The organism is Pseudomonas sp. PDM17 (genome assembly GCF_014851985.1).
GTDB lineage: Bacteria > Pseudomonadota > Gammaproteobacteria > Pseudomonadales > Pseudomonadaceae > Pseudomonas.
This window is the reverse complement of the sequence record NZ_JACVAT010000007.1, coordinates 138,085-154,832: the sequence shown is the minus strand read 5'-3', so window position 1 is coordinate 154,832 and position 16,748 is coordinate 138,085. Positions and strand designations below refer to the sequence as shown.

Annotated in this window: 20 protein-coding genes and 1 riboswitch; of the genes, 8 read left to right on the top strand and 12 right to left on the bottom strand. The window is 64.8% G+C overall.

Annotation, left to right across the window (positions count from 1 at the left end):
- Positions 1–11: 11 nt before the first annotated feature.
- Positions 12–794 (bottom strand): TSUP family transporter, encoded by a 783-nt coding sequence (locus IB256_RS24250; protein WP_192404422.1) that lies wholly within the window; start codon positions 792–794, stop codon positions 12–14.
- Positions 795–950: 156 nt separating this feature from the next.
- Here IB256_RS24250 and IB256_RS24245 point away from each other — a divergent pair, with 156 nt between their 5' ends.
- Positions 951–1,595, top strand: a complete 645-nt coding sequence (locus tag IB256_RS24245; protein WP_192295441.1) for a hypothetical protein — start codon at positions 951–953, stop codon at positions 1,593–1,595.
- A 178-nt stretch (positions 1,596–1,773) separates the two neighbouring features.
- Here the strand turns inward: IB256_RS24245 and IB256_RS24240 are convergent, their stop codons facing one another.
- The 4 genes from IB256_RS24240 to IB256_RS24225 form a co-directional block, all read right to left on the bottom strand.
- The gene (locus IB256_RS24240; RefSeq protein WP_045208354.1) at positions 1,774–2,541 is read right to left on the bottom strand and encodes an SDR family oxidoreductase; all 768 of its coding nucleotides are present in this window, start codon (positions 2,539–2,541) and stop codon (positions 1,774–1,776) included.
- Positions 2,542–2,568: 27 nt separating this feature from the next.
- The gene (locus IB256_RS24235) at positions 2,569–3,636 is read right to left on the bottom strand and encodes a phosphotransferase family protein (RefSeq protein WP_192404420.1); all 1,068 of its coding nucleotides are present in this window, start codon (positions 3,634–3,636) and stop codon (positions 2,569–2,571) included.
- Between the two features lie 334 nt (positions 3,637–3,970).
- Positions 3,971–4,282 carry an SCP2 sterol-binding domain-containing protein gene (locus IB256_RS24230; RefSeq protein WP_081516542.1) on the bottom strand — a complete coding sequence of 104 codons (312 nt, stop codon included), beginning with the start codon at positions 4,280–4,282 and terminating at the stop codon, positions 3,971–3,973.
- Between the two features lie 58 nt (positions 4,283–4,340).
- Positions 4,341–5,051 carry a histidine phosphatase family protein gene (locus IB256_RS24225; protein ID WP_192404418.1) on the bottom strand — a complete coding sequence of 237 codons (711 nt, stop codon included), beginning with the start codon at positions 5,049–5,051 and terminating at the stop codon, positions 4,341–4,343.
- A 211-nt stretch (positions 5,052–5,262) separates the two neighbouring features.
- Here IB256_RS24225 and sohB point away from each other — a divergent pair, with 211 nt between their 5' ends.
- Positions 5,263–6,291: a protease SohB gene (gene sohB, locus IB256_RS24220; RefSeq protein WP_192404415.1), complete on the top strand. Its 1,029-nt coding sequence runs from the start codon at positions 5,263–5,265 to the stop codon at positions 6,289–6,291.
- A gap of 55 nt (positions 6,292–6,346) precedes the next feature.
- A complete protein-coding gene (locus IB256_RS24215; protein WP_192404413.1) occupies positions 6,347–7,339 on the top strand; it encodes a YhdH/YhfP family quinone oxidoreductase in 993 nt (330 codons plus the stop codon).
- A gap of 33 nt (positions 7,340–7,372) precedes the next feature.
- Here IB256_RS24215 and IB256_RS24210 read toward each other — a convergent pair whose 3' ends face one another.
- Positions 7,373–8,227: an alpha/beta fold hydrolase gene (locus tag IB256_RS24210; RefSeq protein ID WP_192404411.1), complete on the bottom strand. Its 855-nt coding sequence runs from the start codon at positions 8,225–8,227 to the stop codon at positions 7,373–7,375.
- Between the two features lie 11 nt (positions 8,228–8,238).
- Positions 8,239–8,676 (bottom strand): hotdog fold domain-containing protein, encoded by a 438-nt coding sequence (locus tag IB256_RS24205; protein WP_192295444.1) that lies wholly within the window; start codon positions 8,674–8,676, stop codon positions 8,239–8,241.
- Between the two features lie 167 nt (positions 8,677–8,843).
- On the opposite strand from IB256_RS24205, the gene IB256_RS24200 reads away from it, so the two are divergent.
- Positions 8,844–9,422, top strand: coding sequence for a TetR/AcrR family transcriptional regulator (locus IB256_RS24200; RefSeq protein ID WP_192295445.1), 579 nt, complete (start codon positions 8,844–8,846; stop codon positions 9,420–9,422).
- Positions 9,423–9,494: 72 nt separating this feature from the next.
- Here IB256_RS24200 and IB256_RS24195 read toward each other — a convergent pair whose 3' ends face one another.
- The 5 genes from IB256_RS24195 to IB256_RS24175 form a co-directional block, all read right to left on the bottom strand.
- Entirely contained in the window at positions 9,495–9,998 is a 504-nt protein-coding gene (locus tag IB256_RS24195) for a DUF934 domain-containing protein (RefSeq protein WP_192295446.1), read from the bottom strand.
- Positions 9,982–11,640 carry a nitrite/sulfite reductase gene (locus IB256_RS24190; RefSeq protein WP_192295447.1) on the bottom strand — a complete coding sequence of 553 codons (1,659 nt, stop codon included), beginning with the start codon at positions 11,638–11,640 and terminating at the stop codon, positions 9,982–9,984. The genes IB256_RS24195 and IB256_RS24190 overlap by 17 nt, the downstream gene beginning before the upstream one ends.
- Positions 11,641–11,900: 260 nt before the next feature.
- Positions 11,901–12,389 carry a PaaI family thioesterase gene (locus IB256_RS24185; RefSeq protein ID WP_405307856.1) on the bottom strand — a complete coding sequence of 163 codons (489 nt, stop codon included), beginning with the start codon at positions 12,387–12,389 and terminating at the stop codon, positions 11,901–11,903.
- Between the two features lie 324 nt (positions 12,390–12,713).
- Positions 12,714–12,929 carry a DUF2970 domain-containing protein gene (locus tag IB256_RS24180; protein WP_045208331.1) on the bottom strand — a complete coding sequence of 72 codons (216 nt, stop codon included), beginning with the start codon at positions 12,927–12,929 and terminating at the stop codon, positions 12,714–12,716.
- 48 nt (positions 12,930–12,977) lie between these two features.
- On the bottom strand, positions 12,978–14,303 hold the full coding sequence (locus IB256_RS24175; RefSeq protein ID WP_192295448.1) for an MATE family efflux transporter: 1,326 nt from the start codon (positions 14,301–14,303) through the stop codon (positions 12,978–12,980).
- A gap of 230 nt (positions 14,304–14,533) precedes the next feature.
- Positions 14,534–14,621: riboswitch (cyclic di-GMP riboswitch) on the top strand.
- 121 nt (positions 14,622–14,742) lie between these two features.
- Between IB256_RS24175 and IB256_RS24170 the strand changes: the two genes are divergently transcribed.
- The 4 genes from IB256_RS24170 (at position 14,743) to IB256_RS24155 (ending at position 16,743) form a co-directional block, all read left to right on the top strand.
- Entirely contained in the window at positions 14,743–15,342 is a 600-nt protein-coding gene (locus IB256_RS24170; RefSeq protein ID WP_192404409.1) for a hypothetical protein, read from the top strand.
- On the top strand, positions 15,339–15,869 hold the full coding sequence (locus IB256_RS24165) for a GTP-binding protein (RefSeq protein ID WP_192404407.1): 531 nt from the start codon (positions 15,339–15,341) through the stop codon (positions 15,867–15,869). The genes IB256_RS24170 and IB256_RS24165 overlap by 4 nt, the downstream gene beginning before the upstream one ends.
- 32 nt (positions 15,870–15,901) lie before the next feature.
- A complete protein-coding gene (locus IB256_RS24160; protein ID WP_192295451.1) occupies positions 15,902–16,312 on the top strand; it encodes a roadblock/LC7 domain-containing protein in 411 nt (136 codons plus the stop codon).
- 71 nt (positions 16,313–16,383) lie between these two features.
- On the top strand, positions 16,384–16,743 hold the full coding sequence (locus tag IB256_RS24155) for a hypothetical protein (protein ID WP_017519512.1): 360 nt from the start codon (positions 16,384–16,386) through the stop codon (positions 16,741–16,743).
- Positions 16,744–16,748 lie beyond the last annotated feature (5 nt).

The following is a 16,748-nucleotide window of genomic DNA, read 5'->3' as shown; positions in this document are numbered from 1 at the left end:
TCCGGCCTTCCTCAGGCCGCGGCGGTGAACCAGTGCTGCCAGGCCAGGCGCACGGTCAAGGCGAGTACCACCAGGATGAACACCGGACGGATGAACTTGGCGCCGCCACCGATCGCCGTGCGCGCGCCGAAGTAGGCGCCGATCATCAGCGAACTGCCCATGCACAGGCCCATCAGCCAGACCACCTGACCCGAGGCGATGAACACCGCCAGCGCGACGATGTTGCTGACGAAGTTCATGCTGCGCGCCACGCCGCTGGCTCGGACCAGGTCGAGCGGGTACATCAGCAGGGTGCTGACGGTCCAGAAGGCGCCAGTGCCGGGGCCGGCCACGCCGTCATAGAATCCCAGGCCGAGGCCCTGCGGCCACTGGCGGCGCTGGGCGATGCGCGGGTTGGCGTCCAGCGGCGCTTCGGGCGTCTTGCCGAACAGCAGGTACAGGCCGCAACCGAAGACCACCACCGGCAGCATGCGGTTGAGCCACTCTGCCGGCATCAGGTGGGCGGCCCAGGCGCCGAGCGCTGCGCCGATGGCTGTGGCGATCAGGCCCTTGCGCCATTGGTGCGGCTGGAACAGCTTGCGGCGGTAGAAGGTGTAGCTGGCCACGGCGGCGCCGAAGGTCGAGCTCAGTTTGTTGGTGCCCAGCGCCAGGTGCGGTGGGACGCCAGCGGTGAGCAGGGCAGGGATGGTCAGCAGGCCACCGCCGCCGGCGATGGCGTCGATGAAACCGGCAAGGAAGGCGACGCCGGCGAGAATGACGAGGGTGGTCGGGTCTACGACGAGTTCGAAGGGCATGGGGTTGGCCTTGATCGGGGGCCCGTGGCGCCACTCTCTCGTAAAGAATGGTGCGCGGGAAACGTTAACGGGCCCGAAAGCTGCGACGGTCTGGCTGGCCGTGCAGGTACGCGGTGCGCATAATGCCGGCATTTCTACGAGGAAGGAAATCATTCGATGCAGTACGACGGTCTGGCCTGGGTCGTTGCCTTCCTGGCGCTGTTGGCCCTGGTGGTAGCCGCCCGCATTCTGTTCGACCGTCACTGGTTCCTCGGCTGGCTGCGGGGGACGATGGGCATGCTGTTCGTGGCCGTGGCCGCGCTGGTGGCGCTGGTGGCCTGGGACCTGCGCAGCTACGACCCGCTACCGGCAGAGCGCCCGCTGGCGACCCTGAGCTTCCACAAGGTCGGTGAGCAGCGTTATGACGTGACGTTGCTGCAGGGCGATGAAGAGCGTCGTGTTGAACTGGCTGGCGACCTCTGGCAACTGGATGCGCGGGTACTGGAGTGGAAAGGCCTGGCGCGGCTGATAGGGATGGCGCCGGGTTATCGTCTGCAGGACCTCAGCGGCAGATTCCTTGCTGTCGAGCAGCAGAGCCTGGGGCGCAAGGTCATGCTGGCGGACGACGTGCTGGGGCTCGATCTGTGGCGCTGGCTGCGCGACGGCCAGCATGACCTGCTGACCTTCGTGCCCAAGGCGGGCCGGGTGAACTACCTGCCGCTGGCCGACCAGGCCGTTTTCTCCGTGCGCTATGGGGCCGGCGGGCTGACCGCCGAGCCGATGAATGCGGCGGCGAACCAGGCTCTCAAAGATTGGCAGTGAGCGAGGGGTAACTGGTTTCCCCTGTGAAGTCTTTGCCGCTTCATCCCCTCCCCCCAACCCTCTCCCGCTTGCAGGAGAGGGTTGGGGGGAGGGGCTTTTGATCTTGTCTGAGCGAGCCCATTCCTCACCAAAGAAAAAGGGAGCCAACCGGCTCCCTTTTTCATATCCGCGATAACGCTTAGGCGAGGAACCCGCCATCCACATTCAGCGTCACGCCAGTGGTGTAGCTGGACGCATCGCTGGCGAGGTACAGCACAGCGCCGGCCATTTCGCTCGGGTCGGCCACGCGCTTGAGCGGGATGCGCTGCAGGGCCACGTTGCGGATGGCATCGTTGCTCACCAGTGCGGAGGCGAACTTGGTGTCGGTCAGGCCCGGCAGCAGGGCGTTGCAGCGGATGTTGAACTGCGCGCACTCCTTGGCGAAGACCTTGGTCATGCTGATCACTGCGGCCTTGGTCACCGAGTAGATGCCCTGGAACTCGCCCGGGGTGACGCCGTTGACCGAGGCAACGTTGATGATACTGCCGCCGCCGTTGGCCTTCATCAGCTTGCCGCCCTCGATGGACATGAAGTAGTAGCCGCGGATGTTCACGTCGACGGTCTTCTGGAAGGCCGACAGGTCGGTGTCCAGCACATTGCAGAACTGCGGGTTGGTGGCAGCGTTGTTGACCAGGATATCCAGGCGGCCGAACTGCTCGCGGATCTGTGCGAAGACGGCCTGGATCTGCTCCATCTCGCCGATGTGGCAGGCAATCGCGGTGGCTTTGCCGCCGGCGGCGACGATTTCGTCAGCCACGGCCTGGCAGCCGTCGATCTTGCGGCTGGAGACGATCACGTGGGCACCCTGTTGGGCCAGCAGCTTGGCGATGGCTTCGCCGATGCCGCGGCTGGCGCCGGAGACGAAGGCGATCTTGCCTTCGAGGTCGAACAGTTGGGTCTTGGACATGGGAGTTCTCCTTGTTCTGGGGCGCCGTTACAGGCGGGACTTGCCGATGACTTGCAGGCTCACCTGTTCCAGCAGCTTGTTGGCGTGGATGAAGGTGGCGAAGCGCTTGTCCTGGGTCTGGCCGTGGAAGAAGCGGTAGTAGATCTGCTGCATGATGCCGGCCAGGCGGAACAGGCCGTAGGTGTAGTAGTAATCGAGGTTGTCGATCTGGATGCCGGCGCGCTCGGCGTAGTAGTCGGCGAACTGCTGGCGGGTCAGCATGCCCGGCTCGTGGCTGGGCTGGCGGCGCAGCATCTGCATCGGCTGCGGGTCGCCCGCTTCGATCCAGTAGGCGAGGGTGTTGCCCAGGTCCATCAGCGGGTCGCCGATGGTGGTCATCTCCCAGTCGAGCACGCCGATGATCTGCATCGGGTTGTTCGGGTCGAGGATGACGTTGTCGAAGCGGTAGTCGTTGTGGACGATGCCCGGCTTGTGGTGGTCGGCCGGCATCTTCTCGCGCAGCCACACCTTCACCTGTTCCCAGGCTGGCGCGTCGGGGGTCAGGGACTTCTCGTAGCGATCGATCCAGCCGCCGATCTGGCGTTGTACGTAGCCCTCGGGCTTGCCCAGGTCACCCAGGCCGCAGGCGTTGTAGTCGACGTTGTGCAGGTCGACGAACTTGTCGATGAAGCTCTTGCACAGGGCGGTGGTCTGCTCGGCGTCGAGGTTCAGCTCCTTGGGCAGGTCGCTGCGCAGGATGATGCCGTTGACCCGCTCCATGACGTAGAACTCGGCGCCGATCACCGACTCGTCGGTGCAGTAGGCGTACGCCTTGGGGCAGTAGGGGAAGCCGTCCTTGAGCTGGTTCAGGATGCGGTACTCGCGGCCCATGTCGTGGGCGGACTTGGCCTTCTTGCCGAACGGCGGGCGGCGCAGGACCAGTTCCTGGTTGTCGTACTGGATCAGGTAGGTCAGGTTCGAGGCGCCGCCGGGGAACTGGCTGATGCGCGGCTGACCCTGCAGGCCGGGAATGTGGTCCTTGAGGAAGCCGTCGATCACGGTGGCATCGAGTTCTTCGCCTTCGCGGGAGCGGATGGTCTGGTCGGTCAACGACATGCTGGTCCCTTTTTATCTAGGAGCTCGTCTTGTACTGGCTCGTACTGATCTCCCCGCGAGGGCCCAGGGCTCCTGGCGAGGTGCGCGCAGGCCGGCGCCTGTGTCTTGCCCGATGGGTCGTGGCAGGATCAGGCAAAGCAATGATAGCGCCGGGTGATCATTGGCTAATCTAATGTCCGGCCTTGCCCGTCACAAGCACACAAAGCCCTTATTGGCGTTCGTGTTGCACCCCGATCAAGCTGCCTGATCCGGGCCTTGCAGCGGAGCGCGGGCATAAAAAAACCGGAGCCATGGACTCCGGTTTTTCGTGCTGCGCGGGCAGGTTTTCCTCGGATCAGACCGGGAACAGTTCGCCCAGCTTCATCGCCAGCATCATGTCGCCTTCGGCGCGCAGCTTGCCAGCCATGAAGGCCTGCATGCCGTCGGTTTCGCCGCTGGTGATGCCCTTGAGGGTTTCGCTGTCCATGATCAGGGTGACGTTGGGGGACTCGGCGTCGCCCTGTACGACCTGGCAGGTGCCGTCCTTGACGACCAGGTAGTGGTTGTCGCCGTCTTCGATGTTGAACTGGAACACCAGATCCAGGCCGGCGGCCGCGCTGGCGTTGAACTTGCTCTGCATGGTGGAAACGATGTCAGCAACACTCATGGTTCTATTCCTTTTCTAGGTTTTCTCGCGCGACGCTCGCGTCGCAATGGGCCGGTACTCAACGATAGGTGATGAGTTCCGGCGCCCTCAACAGTTCCAGATGCACGTGACTGTTGAAGGAAGCCAGGGCCACTTCGCTGCCGCGGAACTTCAGGCGGTTGAGCGAGGTGTTGACGATCTGCCAGTTGAGTTCGAAGGCGTTCAGCGCCGGGATGCCGGTCACCTGCTGGAGCACCGCGGTAATGGTGCCGCCGGAGGTGAACACGCCGATGTTGTCCTTGCCGCTGGCCGACTCCAGCAGGCGCTGGAGGCCGCCGTGCACGGTGTCGAGGAACTCGGCCCAGCTGACCAGGCCGTCCTTGTCGTGGTCGCCGGAAACCCAGCGGGCGATCACAGTGGAGAACAGGCGCTGGAACTCGGCGCGGTGGTCGGCAGCGTTGCGCATGATGTGCAGGGCCTGCGGCTCGATTTCGAGCAGGTCCGGCAGGTGCGCGCGGATCACGGCGTCGGCTTCGAATTCATTGAAGGCCGAGTCGATTTCCAGAATGGGAGTTTCGATCCCGGCTTCGTTCAGCCGGCCCATCACCGCTTCGGCGGTGTGGCGCTGGCGGCGCAGGTCGCCGGCCACGCAGCGATCGAAGCGCAGGCCCAGGCCAGCCAGGTGTTCGCCGAGGATTTGAGCCTGGCGTACGCCAGTGGCCGAGAGCACATCGTAGTCGTCGGCACCGAATGAAGCCTGGCCATGTCGAATCAGGTAGATGCTTCCCACGCGCAGTATCCCGGCAGGGCTGAAAGTTCCGGCGAGGTTATGAGGATCACCTGGGGCTGTCAACGAAAAAACATACGCTTGTTTGAATGGCATTCGCTGGACTGATGCAGCGGTTTGCCAGCGCTGGTGGCGGGCCTGCCGCGTGGGTATGCTTGCGGGATTCGCTGCGCTCGCCTGGCGGGCTCGACCAGAATTGTAAAAGGGGATGTGAGTGGAGTTTCTAGCGGATTACGCGGGTTTCCTGGCCAAGACCTTCACCGTGGTGGTGGCCATCGTCATCGTCCTGGTGGTGATCGCCGCACTGCGCGGCCGCGGCCGTCGCGGCGGCAGCGGGCATCTTGAAGTGCACAAGCTCAACGACTTCTACAAGGAGTTGCGCGAGCGCCTGCAACATAGCGTATTGGAAAAGACCAAACTCAAGGCGCTGCGCAAGTCCGAGGCGAAAAGCCTGAAGGAAGCGAAAAAGAAGAAGGGCGGCGAGAAGAACCGCGTCTATGTGCTCGACTTCGACGGCGACATCAAGGCCTCGGCCACCGAGCAGCTGCGCCATGAAGTGACCGCGCTGCTGACCCTCGCCACCTCGCGCGACGAAGTGGTGCTGCGCCTGGAGAGCGGCGGCGGCATGGTCCATGGCTACGGCCTGGCCGCTTCCCAGCTGGCGCGCATCCGCCAGGCCGGCGTACCGCTGACCGTCTGCGTTGACAAGGTCGCAGCCAGCGGCGGCTACATGATGGCCTGTATCGGCGAGCGCATCCTTTCCGCACCCTTCGCCATTCTCGGCTCCATTGGCGTGGTGGCGCAGTTGCCCAACATCCATCGCCTGCTGAAGAAGCACGACGTCGATTTCGAGGTGCTCACCGCAGGCGAGTACAAGCGCACCCTGACCGTGTTCGGCGAGAACACCGACAAGGGCCGGGAGAAGTTCCAGGAAGACCTGGAAACCACCCACGAGCTGTTCAAGCGCTTCGTCGTCCACTACCGCCCGCAATTGGCCATCGACGAGATCGCCACCGGCGAAGTCTGGCTGGGTCAGGCGGCGCTGGGCAAGAAGCTGGTCGACGAGCTCAAGACCAGTGATGAATACCTGGCCGAACGCGCCCGCGAGGCGGATGTCTACCAGCTCAGTTACGTACAGAAGAAGTCCATCCAGGAGCGCTTCGGCGTGGGCGTCAGCGGCGTGATCGATCGCGTGCTGGTGATCTGGTGGGACCGCCTGGGTCGCAGCCGCTTCTGGCAATGATCGTCGTCGGGCGCCGGGATCGCGCCCGTTCCAAATTCGAAAGAGGAGGGTCGAGATGAGTGCATTCAAGGCGTTGTGGGTCACGGAGAGCGCGCATGGCGTGTATGACCTGCAGGTGGCCGAGCGGCAGGTTGCCGATCTGCCGGCGGGTGAGGTGCTGGTGCGGGTGAAGTATTCCTCGCTGAACTACAAGGATGCGCTGTCCGCCAGCGGCAACCGTGGCGTCACCCGCAAGTACCCGCACACTCCCGGCATCGATGCCGCCGGCGTGGTGGAGGCGTCCTCGGTGGGCGAATTCGCCGCCGGCGACGAAGTCATCGTTACCGGCTATGACCTGGGCATGAACACGCCGGGCGGTTTCGGCCAGTACATCCGCGTGCCCGCGGCCTGGCTGATCAAGCGCCCGCAGGGCCTGTCGCTGCGCGAATCGATGATCCTCGGCACCGCCGGCCTCACCGCCGCGCTTTGCGTCGACAAGCTGGAGCGCGCTGGCGTCACGCCGTCCGCTGGCCCGATCCTGGTCACCGGCGCCACTGGCGGCGTGGGCAGCATCGCGGTGATGCTGCTGGCGCAACTGGGCTACACCGTGGCCGCCGCCACCGGCAAGCTGGAGCAGGCCGAGCTACTGAACCGCCTCGGAGCGCGGCAGATCCTCGACCGCGCCACCGTCTCCGATGGCGTCGACAAGCCGCTGCTGCGCGAGCAGTGGGCCGGCGCGGTGGACACCGTGGGCGGCGACATCCTGTTCAATGTGGTCAAGTCGCTGCAATACGGCGGCAGCGTCGCCTGCTGCGGCCTGACCGCCGGCGCCGCCTTCAAGGCCACCGTGCTGCCCTTCATCCTGCGCGGCGTGAACCTGCTGGGCGTCGATTCGGTGGAGCTGCCGCTGGTGGTCAAGGCGTCCATGTGGGACAAGTTGTCCCTGCAGTGGAAGCTCGACAACCTTGAAGCGGCGGTGCGCGAGGTCAAGCTCGACGACCTGCCGGCCGCCATTCACCAGATTCTTGCCGGCAAGCTGGTCGGCCGGGTGCTGGTGACGCTGGACTGATCCTCTGATCGACGCCCGCACCGGGCCTGGTTGTCAGCTCAGGTCCGGCAGCAGGTAACCCGCCCACAGAGAATCGGCGAACTGGCTGCGGAAGAATCCGAAGTGGCCGATGCGTTTCACACCGATGTCCTCTGGGGCGATTCTCTTCACGGTCTTTGGCGAGCCGCGGTAGAAACCGTGCAGCGACTCGGTGTTGCGACCGGACATCATCTCGTCGTCAGTGAAAGAGATGGAGGTGATGGGCGTGCGCACCGATGAATAGGCCTCGCGCACCGCGCCTCCTTCCGCGCCCACGGCGTATTCCGGGTCGAGGCACCAGCGCCGCCATTGCTCGATCACTCCGCGCGGCAGGTCGCCGACCACGCCCAGGCGCTTGCCCGGGAAGTAGCCCAGCAGCGGCGTGATGGTCGGTGCCAGGCAGTACCAGAGCAGCCAGGCCTTGTGCCGCAATCCCTTGGTGTTCTCGCGCCAGTAGCCGCTGCCGGTGGCAATGGTGAAGGCGCGCTGGATGCGCTCGTTGCCGCGCACGAAGGGCAGTATCTGGCCGCCCAGGCTGTGGCCGATCCAGTACACCGGCAACTCGCCGGCGGCCTCGACCACCGCGTCGAGCATGGCACTGCAGTCATGGTTGCCCCAGGCGACGACGTTGACGTCCAGTTCGCGCAGGTGGCCGGCGCGGGACTTGCCCATGCCGACGTAATCGAAAGTCACGGCGAGGTAGCCGCGCTCGGCCAGCCAGTTGGCGAAGGCGGTGTAGAAGCGCTGTTCGACACCCATGGCGGGGACGATCAGCACCGCTCCACGGGCTTCGCCGGGCGGGTAGTACCAGTGGCTGGAGAGGCTGTGGCCGTTGCCGTTGTCCAGTGGACGGGGGAGTGGGGTGATCATGGCGGGTTCCCTCAGGCCTGGCTGACGTACAGGGTGATGTCGGCGCGGAAGACCTTCTTCTCACCGACGTAGGCCAGCACCGGGACGATGATGTCACCTTCCTGGTTCCAGTCGATCGCGCGGCCATCGGCCACGGCGCGGACGTCGCCCTCGGCCTTGGCCAGGTATTCCACGGTCATGCCGCGGGGAATCCAGCGGCGACCCTTGGGGATCGACACGTCGGTCAGAGTCCCGGCCACCAGCTCGGCGGCGTTGCACAGGGCGATGGCATGCACGGTACCGATGTGGTTCAGCACTTCGCGGCGCTTGGGGAAGGTGACTTCCGCATAACCCGGACGCAGCTCGACGAACTGCGGGGCAATGGTGGAGAAATAGGGGGCAACCTGGCCGATCATGGCGCTGAACTGCGCCGGACCGGCCTGTTGGAACATCTGCAGCATCTGGCTCATGGTGGCTCCGCAGGCTGATGGGGTGGGCAAGCTGGGATTGAAGAGCTGTGATTGAAGAACTGTCATTGAAGAGCAGTGCGCGCCCAGGCAGTATACGAAGATTAGAAAGTAATTCTAGAAGAATATTCTAGAATTACTTTCTGGAACGAATTCCCGATAGGACGCTCATGGCCCGACCTTCCCGCAAAGACGACATCCTCCAGGCCGCGCTGGCCTGCTTCAGCGAATCCGGCGTGGACGCCACCACCATCGAGATGATCCGCGACCGCTCCGGCGCCAGTATCGGCAGCCTCTATCACCATTACGGCAACAAGGAACGCATCATCGGTGCGCTGTACCTGACCGGTATCGGCCAGTACGCGGCGTTGCTGGACGCGGGGCTGGAGGAGGCGAAGAGTGCCGAGGCGGTGGTGAAGCTGTTCGTCACCTCCTACATCGACTGGGTCTCGACCAATCCGCAGTGGGCGCGCTTCATCCTGCACAGCCGCGGGCGCGTGGAAGCAGGGGAGATGGGCGAGGAGCTGCGCGAGGCCAACCGCCAGCAGGGCCGGCGTATCGCCGAACTGCTCGCCGAGCACCGCAAGGCCGGGGCGTTCAGGGCGTTGTCGGCGGAGTTGTTCAACTCCGTGGTCATCGGCCCGACCCACGACTACGCGCGCAACTGGCTGGCCGGGCGCACGCGGGTGGACCTGATCGAGTGCCGCGAGCAACTGGCTCAGATCGCGTGGGACAGCGTGCGAGCTTGAAGGTCACTACGAGAAACACGCCGCGAAGAAATGAAAAAGCCCCGCAGTGCGGGGCTTTTTACTGTCGCTGGATCAGGCGAGCTGACGGCGACGGAACAGCGGTTGCGGCTGGATCGCCGACGTCTGGTAGACCTCGGAGAAGTCGTCCAGGCCGGCCAGCGCCGCTTGCGGATCGCGGTCGGCGCGGATGGCGTAGGCGTCGAAGCCGCAGCTCTGCATGAAGAACAGCTGGTCCCGCAGCACGTCGCCGATGGCGCGCACTTCGCCCTTGTAGCCGAAGCGCTCGCGCAGCAGGCGCGCGGTGCTGAAGCCGCGGCCGTCGGTGAAGGCGGGGAAGTTCACGGCGATGACCTTGAACTTGTCCAGGTCTTCGGCGATGGCTTCGGGCTCTTCGTCCGCGTCCAGCCACACGCCCAGGCCGCCGTCACGGCCGCGCAGGGCAGGGCCGTGTTCCAGCCACAGGTTCAGCGGGATGATCACGTCGTCGCAGTTGGGCACGGTCTCGAGGGTCGCGTCCTTGGGCAGCAGGTGCCAGCGATCGTCGACGACCTCGCGGTTCTTAATGATTCGCTGCATATACGCGCTCCTTGAAGAGGTCGATGCCGATGCGACGGTAGGTATCGAGGAAACGTTCCTCTTCGGTGCGCTGTTCCACGTAGACCTTGATGATCTTCTCGATCACGTCGGCCATCTGGTCCTGGGCGAACGACGGGCCGAGGATCTGCGCGAGGCTCGCCTCACGGCTGGCGCTGCCGCCGAGGGAGACCTGGTAGAACTCCTCGCCCTTCTTGTCCACGCCGAGGATGCCGATGTGGCCCACGTGGTGGTGACCGCAGGCGTTCATGCAACCGGAGATGTTCAGGTCGAGGTCGCCGATGTCGAACAGGTAGTCCAGGTCATCGAAGCGACGCTGGATGGCTTCGGCCACCGGCAGCGACTTGGCGTTGGCCAGGGAGCAGAAGTCGCCGCCCGGGCAGCAGATGAGGTCGGTCAGCAGGCCCACGTTCGGGGTCGCGAAACCGTTCTCGCGCAGTTCGCCCCAGAGGGTGAACAGCTGCGCCTGCTCGACGTCGGCGAGGATGATGTTCTGGTTATGGCTGTTGCGCACTTCGCCGAAGCTGTAGCGGTCGGCCAGGTCGGCGACCACATCCAACTGCTTGTCGGTGATGTCGCCAGGCGCCACGCCGGTGGGCTTGAGCGACAGGGTCACGGCGACGTAGCCGGGTTTCTTGTGGGCGAAGGTGTTGCGGGTGCGCCAGCGGGCGAAGCCGGGGTTCTCGGCGTCCAGCTGGGCGAGGGCGGCGTCCTGGTCTTCCAGGGTCTGGTAGGCCGGGTCGACGAAGTGGGCGGCCACGCGCTGCAGTTCAGCGTCGGTCAGGGTGCTCGGGCCGTCCTTCAGGTTCGCCCATTCGGCGTCGACCTTCTGGGCGAAGACTTCCGGAGTCAGCGCCTTGACCAGGATCTTGATGCGCGCCTTGTACTTGTTGTCCCGACGGCCATAGCGGTTGTACACGCGCAGGATGGCGTCCAGGTAGGACAGCAGGTGCTGCCAGGGCAGGAATTCATTGATGAAGCTGCCGACGATCGGGGTACGGCCCAGACCGCCGCCGACGGAGACGCGGAAGCCCAGCTCGCCGGCTTCGTTCTGCACCGCTTCCAGGCCGATGTCGTGCACCTCGATGGCAGCGCGATCGCTCACGGCGCCGTTGACGGCGATCTTGAACTTGCGCGGCAGGTGGGCGAATTCGGGGTGGAAGGTCGACCACTGGCGGATGATCTCGCACCAGGGGCGCGGGTCCACGAGTTCGTCACGGGCGACGCCGGCGAACTGGTCGGTGGTGGTGTTGCGGATGCAGTTGCCGCTGGTCTGGATCGCGTGCATCTGCACGGTGGCCAGTTCGGCGAGGATTTCCGGCACGTCTTCCAGTTCCGGCCAGTTGTACTGGACGTTCTGGCGGGTGCTGATGTGCGCGTAGCCCTTGTCGTAGTCGCGAGCGATCTGCGCCAGCTTGCGAACCTGCCGGGAGGACAGCAGGCCGTAAGGCACAGCCACTCGCAGCATGGGCGCGTAGCGCTGGATGTACAGGCCATTCTGCAGACGCAGCGGGCGGAATTCCTCGCCGGTCAGTTCGCCCGCCAGGTAACGGTGGGTCTGATCGCGGAACTGCTTGACGCGATCTTCTACGATCCTCTGATCGTATTCGTCATATACGTACATGAATCATCCTGCTGTCAGGCTATAGCGCTCAGGGCGTATTGCGTATCCCAGCGCGCACGGCAACGCGCTCCACGCGGAGTGGGGCGCACGATACCAGTTCGGGAATATGCGCAAAAGTGATGTTTGAGTATATGGCGAGAACTTTCGGGTATAAGTCGCGCCAAGCCTGAAACACAGGCGGGACGGGACTTGAAGCCGGACGTCTGTTGCTCCGTTGCGCCGCTTCGTCTGGCTATGGGCGGCGGCGCAACGGGAGTCGATCAGGCATCCCGGCCGTGGGCGGCGTCGCGCAGTTGTGAGGTGTCGACGCGGACGAAGATCGAGTCGCCGACGCAGGTCAGCACATCCCCGGCGTAGACCTCGCAGATGATCCGGCTCTTGCGCCCGACTTCACCTTCTACATGAGCCTTCAGGGTCAGCGGCACGCCCATGGGTGTCGGCTTGATGAACTTGATGCCCAGGTTGCCGGTCACGCAGTCGATGCGCGGTAGGCTGCCCGGCTCGCGGCCTTCGGCGCGGTAGTGGTAGGCCATGGCCGTCCAGTTCGAATGGCAGTCCACCAGCATGGCGATCAGGCCGCCGTAGACCAGTTCCGGCCAGCCGCAGTACTTGGCTTCGGGCAGGTGCTCGGCGACGACGTGGATGCCGTCCTCGTGCCAGCGGCTCTTGATGTGCAGTCCGTGCGGGTTGCTGCCGCCGCAGCCGTAGCAGACGCCTTCCGGCGCAACAGTGTCTTGCAGTGAGTCCACGCGCTTAATCCACTTGCTTGTTCTTATGGAATCAGCAGCCTAACGGCATTTGCGCAGTGGCGGAAAGGGGCGATTCCTTGAGCAGCGGGCCGGGCTGGTCTTAACTCTTGCCTGTGGTCCTTCAGCCAATAACGAGAAGATGGGGGAAGCATGAGCGAAGAAACGTCCAGCAAGACCAGCGACAGCGTCGTCGATGCCCGCGCCGCATTCATCCTGATCCTGCTGGTGGTAGCGACCGCCGTGTTCTGGGTCAGCCACCAGTGACAGCGGTGCCGGCGGGTCGTCCTGCGGCCCGCCCGGTACCTCATCCCCCAGCCGGCTTTCCTACAGTCCGGCGAAATGCAGCACCAGCTGCACCAGCCCGTAGAGCAGCAGCACGAAGACCAGCGTGAAGAGAATGCCCATGGCGATGAAATGACTGGGCTTGCCGTGGGTGAAGTCGCGCGCGCGGTTGCGTCCGCTCTGTACGCCGAAGGCCGCGGCCAGCACGCTGTGGAGCATCTGCCAGAAGCTCGGCGGCTTGTTCTGTTGCTCGTCCATCGTTGGTCCTCCTTTTGCCTGCAAGCCTAGCTCCTGAGGGCGCGAACGCTAGAGTTCGATCTGCGTCCACTGGCGTTTCTGCCACATCACCGCGAAGATCGCCGAGGCCAGCCCGCGCTGCAGTATCTGCATGCTCCAGATCGCCAGCAGCCCGCCGCCCAGCACCGGACCGACCAGGTAGGCCAGCGGCAGGAAGAACAGCCACTGGTTGCCCAGGCTGACCGCCATCACCGTGCGCACGGCGCCTGCGCCGAGCAGCGCCTGGGTCAGTACCAGCGCGGTGGCGTCGATCACCATGCCCATGCCGGTGAGCATCAGCGGCACCCGGCCCAGTTCGATCAGCGCAGGATCGCTGACGAACAGCCGCAGGATCGCCTCGGGGAAAATCCAGAACGGCGCCCCCAACAGCGCCAGGCCGCAGGCCGCCACCTTCACCACGTCCCAGCCCCAGCGGTGCGCGCTGTCGAAGTCGCGCTCGCCCATGCTCTGGCTGACCAGCGTCGTCGCCGCCATGCCCAGGCCGACACCAGGCAGGATCAGGAACAGCGCCAGGTTGATAAGCACGTGGGCCACTGCCAGCTCGCGGGTGCCGACTTGGGCGATGATCCAGAACAGCAGGGTGATGCCGGCGGCGAAGAAGAACTGCTGCAGTGAATTTGGCAGCGACAGGCGCAGCAGCGTGCGGATGTCCCATTCGCTCGGCAGGCGCGGGTGGAAACCCTGGGCGCGGGCATCGCGCCAGGTGATCCAGGCGTAGATCAGCGAGCCGATGTACAGCGCCAGCGTGGTGCCCAGGCCGCTGCCCACCGCGCCCATCCTGGGCAGGCCGAACAGGCCGTGGATCAGGCTGTAGCTGATCGCCGCGTTGGCCAGGTGCATCACCACCAGGGTACGCATGTACATGCCCGAGCGCCGGGTGCCGTTCCAGTAGCCGCGGAAGGAGAAGTTCAGTCCGACGGCTAGCACCGACAAGGCGCGCCATTCGAAGTAGGGGATACCGACCGCGAGCACCTCGGGGTCGTTGGACAGCGCATGGACGATGGGCTCGGCGAACAATAGACAGATCAGCGTGATCGGCAGCGACAGGCCCAGCGCCACCAGCAGCCCGCAGTTCAACGGCGCGGCGAACTCGGCGCTGCGGCCTTCACCCCGCCGGCGCGCCACCAGTGCCTGTACGCCTGCGCCCAGGCCCATCACCAGCGAGATGGCGACGAAGTTGGCGTAGCTGCCGATGCCGACCCCGGCGAGGGACTTTTCCCCGAGGTGGCCGACCATGGCCGCATCCACCAGGTTGAGCAGGCTCTGACTGAGCATCCCGCCGATGATCGGCAGGCCCAGGCTGAGAATATTCTGGAACCGCTGGCGCTCTAGCATGGCGTCTCTGGGCAGTAAGCCCCGGCCTGTTCTGGACATCTGGCGGGCCCGTGCCGGTAGGGCTTCGCTGTAGGAAATCCTAGCCGAAGGGAGCGCTTCCCGCCCCTTTTTAGAACGGAATATGCCTACGAATATTGCGAAGTTGTTCCGGCGATATTTCCGATATTTGTGTGAGGTGCATCACGCTTTTTCGCCTTGGCGAACGAAATCGGCGTACTACGCTGAGACTCAATTGACCAGGGCAAACCTGTGCGAAAGCCAGGGACGCAAAGCCACCGATCTACAGCCCGGAAGGGCCATGACCGCGGGGTTGCCAAGCAGGCCGGACATTCGTCCGTGCCTTCTGCGAGCTTGCGCTCGGCATCCTCCAACGTCCCGGTGAGCCTCCTGATCAACCCGTGCAGGTTGATGGTGTTTGTTGGCCCAAGGGAGCGCGCCGATGAATCAGCCGTATCAGGTTCAATACACCTACGGGTTCGCCCGAATGGCGTTGCGGGATCAGGTGGTGTTCAAATCTATTGTCGGCCTGCTCAGTGGTCGCACGCTGGCGAACTGGGCGTATGTCGAAGGCCCGGCCGACCTGCTGGTCGAGGGGGAGGAAGGCGAGCCCCGCGTGCAATTGCGCACCGCCGAAGGCGTGCCGCTCTGGGTCCACTGGCCGCTGCGTGCCAGTGAAGTCTTCGACTGTCTTGAGCGCGCCGCCCGTGCCATCGGTCACCGGCCAGTGGAGACTCCTGGCGGAGCGCTGCGCCTGAAGCACTGGCCGGCGGCTTCCTTGCTCAAGGGTGAGCATCGCTACGTGCGCCTGGCCACACTGCTCTGCGCGCGGGCCATGAGCCTGGATGAGTTGTGCGAGCGCTCCGGCGTGCCGCGCCAGGTGGCGGAAAGCTTCGTCCGCCTGATGGACGCCCAGCAGATGCTTCAACCCGTCGAGGCCACGCCTGCTGCGCCCGCGCAGCAAACCGCAGCGCCCATCGGCCTGCTGGCGCGCATCCGTCGTCATCTCGGTCTGGGCGGTACTGCGGAGGCCAGCCGATGAGGGAATACAAGATCCTCTTCACCGGCACCATGGGCGCTGGCAAGACCACCGCCATCGCCGCGATCAGCGATATCGACCCGGTCAGCACCGATGTGCAGAACAACGACCCCAGCCTGGACAAGGCTCGCACCACGGTCGGCCTGGACTACGGCGAAGTGGTGCTCGGCCCGGACGAGCGTCTGCGTCTCTACGGCACCCCCGGCCAGGCGCGCTTCGCCTTCATGTGGGGAATCCTCGCCCGAGGTGCGCTCGGGCTTGTGATCCTGATCGACAACTCACGGCCTGACCCGCTGGGCGACCTGCGCGTCTACCTCGACGGCTTTGCCGATTGTATCGGCCACGCGCCCTGTGTGATCGGTGTCGGCCGCCTGCCGGGTAATCCCCATCCCGGCCTGGACGACTACGCCGCCGCCCTGGCGCAAGCCGGATACAGCTTCCCGGTGATCGAGGTCGACGTGCGCGAAGCGGAGGAAGTCCGGCTGTTGCTTGACCTGCTCCTGCTGCAACTCGAATGCACGGCGGCCTGAGGCCTGACGTTCGCCACCGACTGGAGTCGACCATGGAACATGCCCTGATGAGCCTGCCGGAAAGACTGCGTCACGACGCCGAGCTGGCGCTGGACGAATTGGGCGCCAGCCTGGGCCGGCTGAGCGCGGCAGTGATTGCCACTACCGATGGTTTCGAAGTGGCCTCCCGCACCGGCAAGGGGCTGGAAGTTTCCAAGCTGGCGGCGATGGCCTGCTCCATCTCCGCCCTCGGTGCGATGGTTGGCCAGGAGAGCGAAGTCGGGCCGCACCAGAACGTGATCGTCGAGGCGAGCGAAGGCTACATCGTCATCGTCGACATCCCGCACCCGAGCCATCCGATGATCCTCAACCTGGTCGCCGACCGCGAGGAGATGCTCGGCCAGGTGCTCTACCAGGCAAAACGCACGGCCATACGGCTGGCGGACCTGTCGCTGGCCGGATGAGACAAAAGGCTTCGCGGCGCGCGCGGCTGCGGGGCCCCTACAACAGGACGCGCACTCAAGGAGTAATCGCTATGGCAGCACTGCAACAATCGCTGGACGAACTGCTGAACCTGGATGGTGCCCTGGCGTCCGCCGTGGTGGATGCCAAGAGCGGCATGCTGCTCGGGCAGGCGGGTGGCGGCGTGGACCTGGAACTGGCGGCGGCGGGCAACACCGAAGTGGTCCGCGCCAAGCTCAAGACCATGAAGTCGCTGGCGCTCAACGATGTGATCGAGGACATCCTCATCACCCTGGGCCGCCAGTACCACATCATTCGCCCCATGGCGAAGCATGAAGGCGTGTTCATGTACTACGTGCTGGACAAGGTGAAAGCCAACCTGGCGCTGGCCCGGCGAAAACTGCAGGAGGTGGAGGCGCAGGTGGCGATCTGACACCC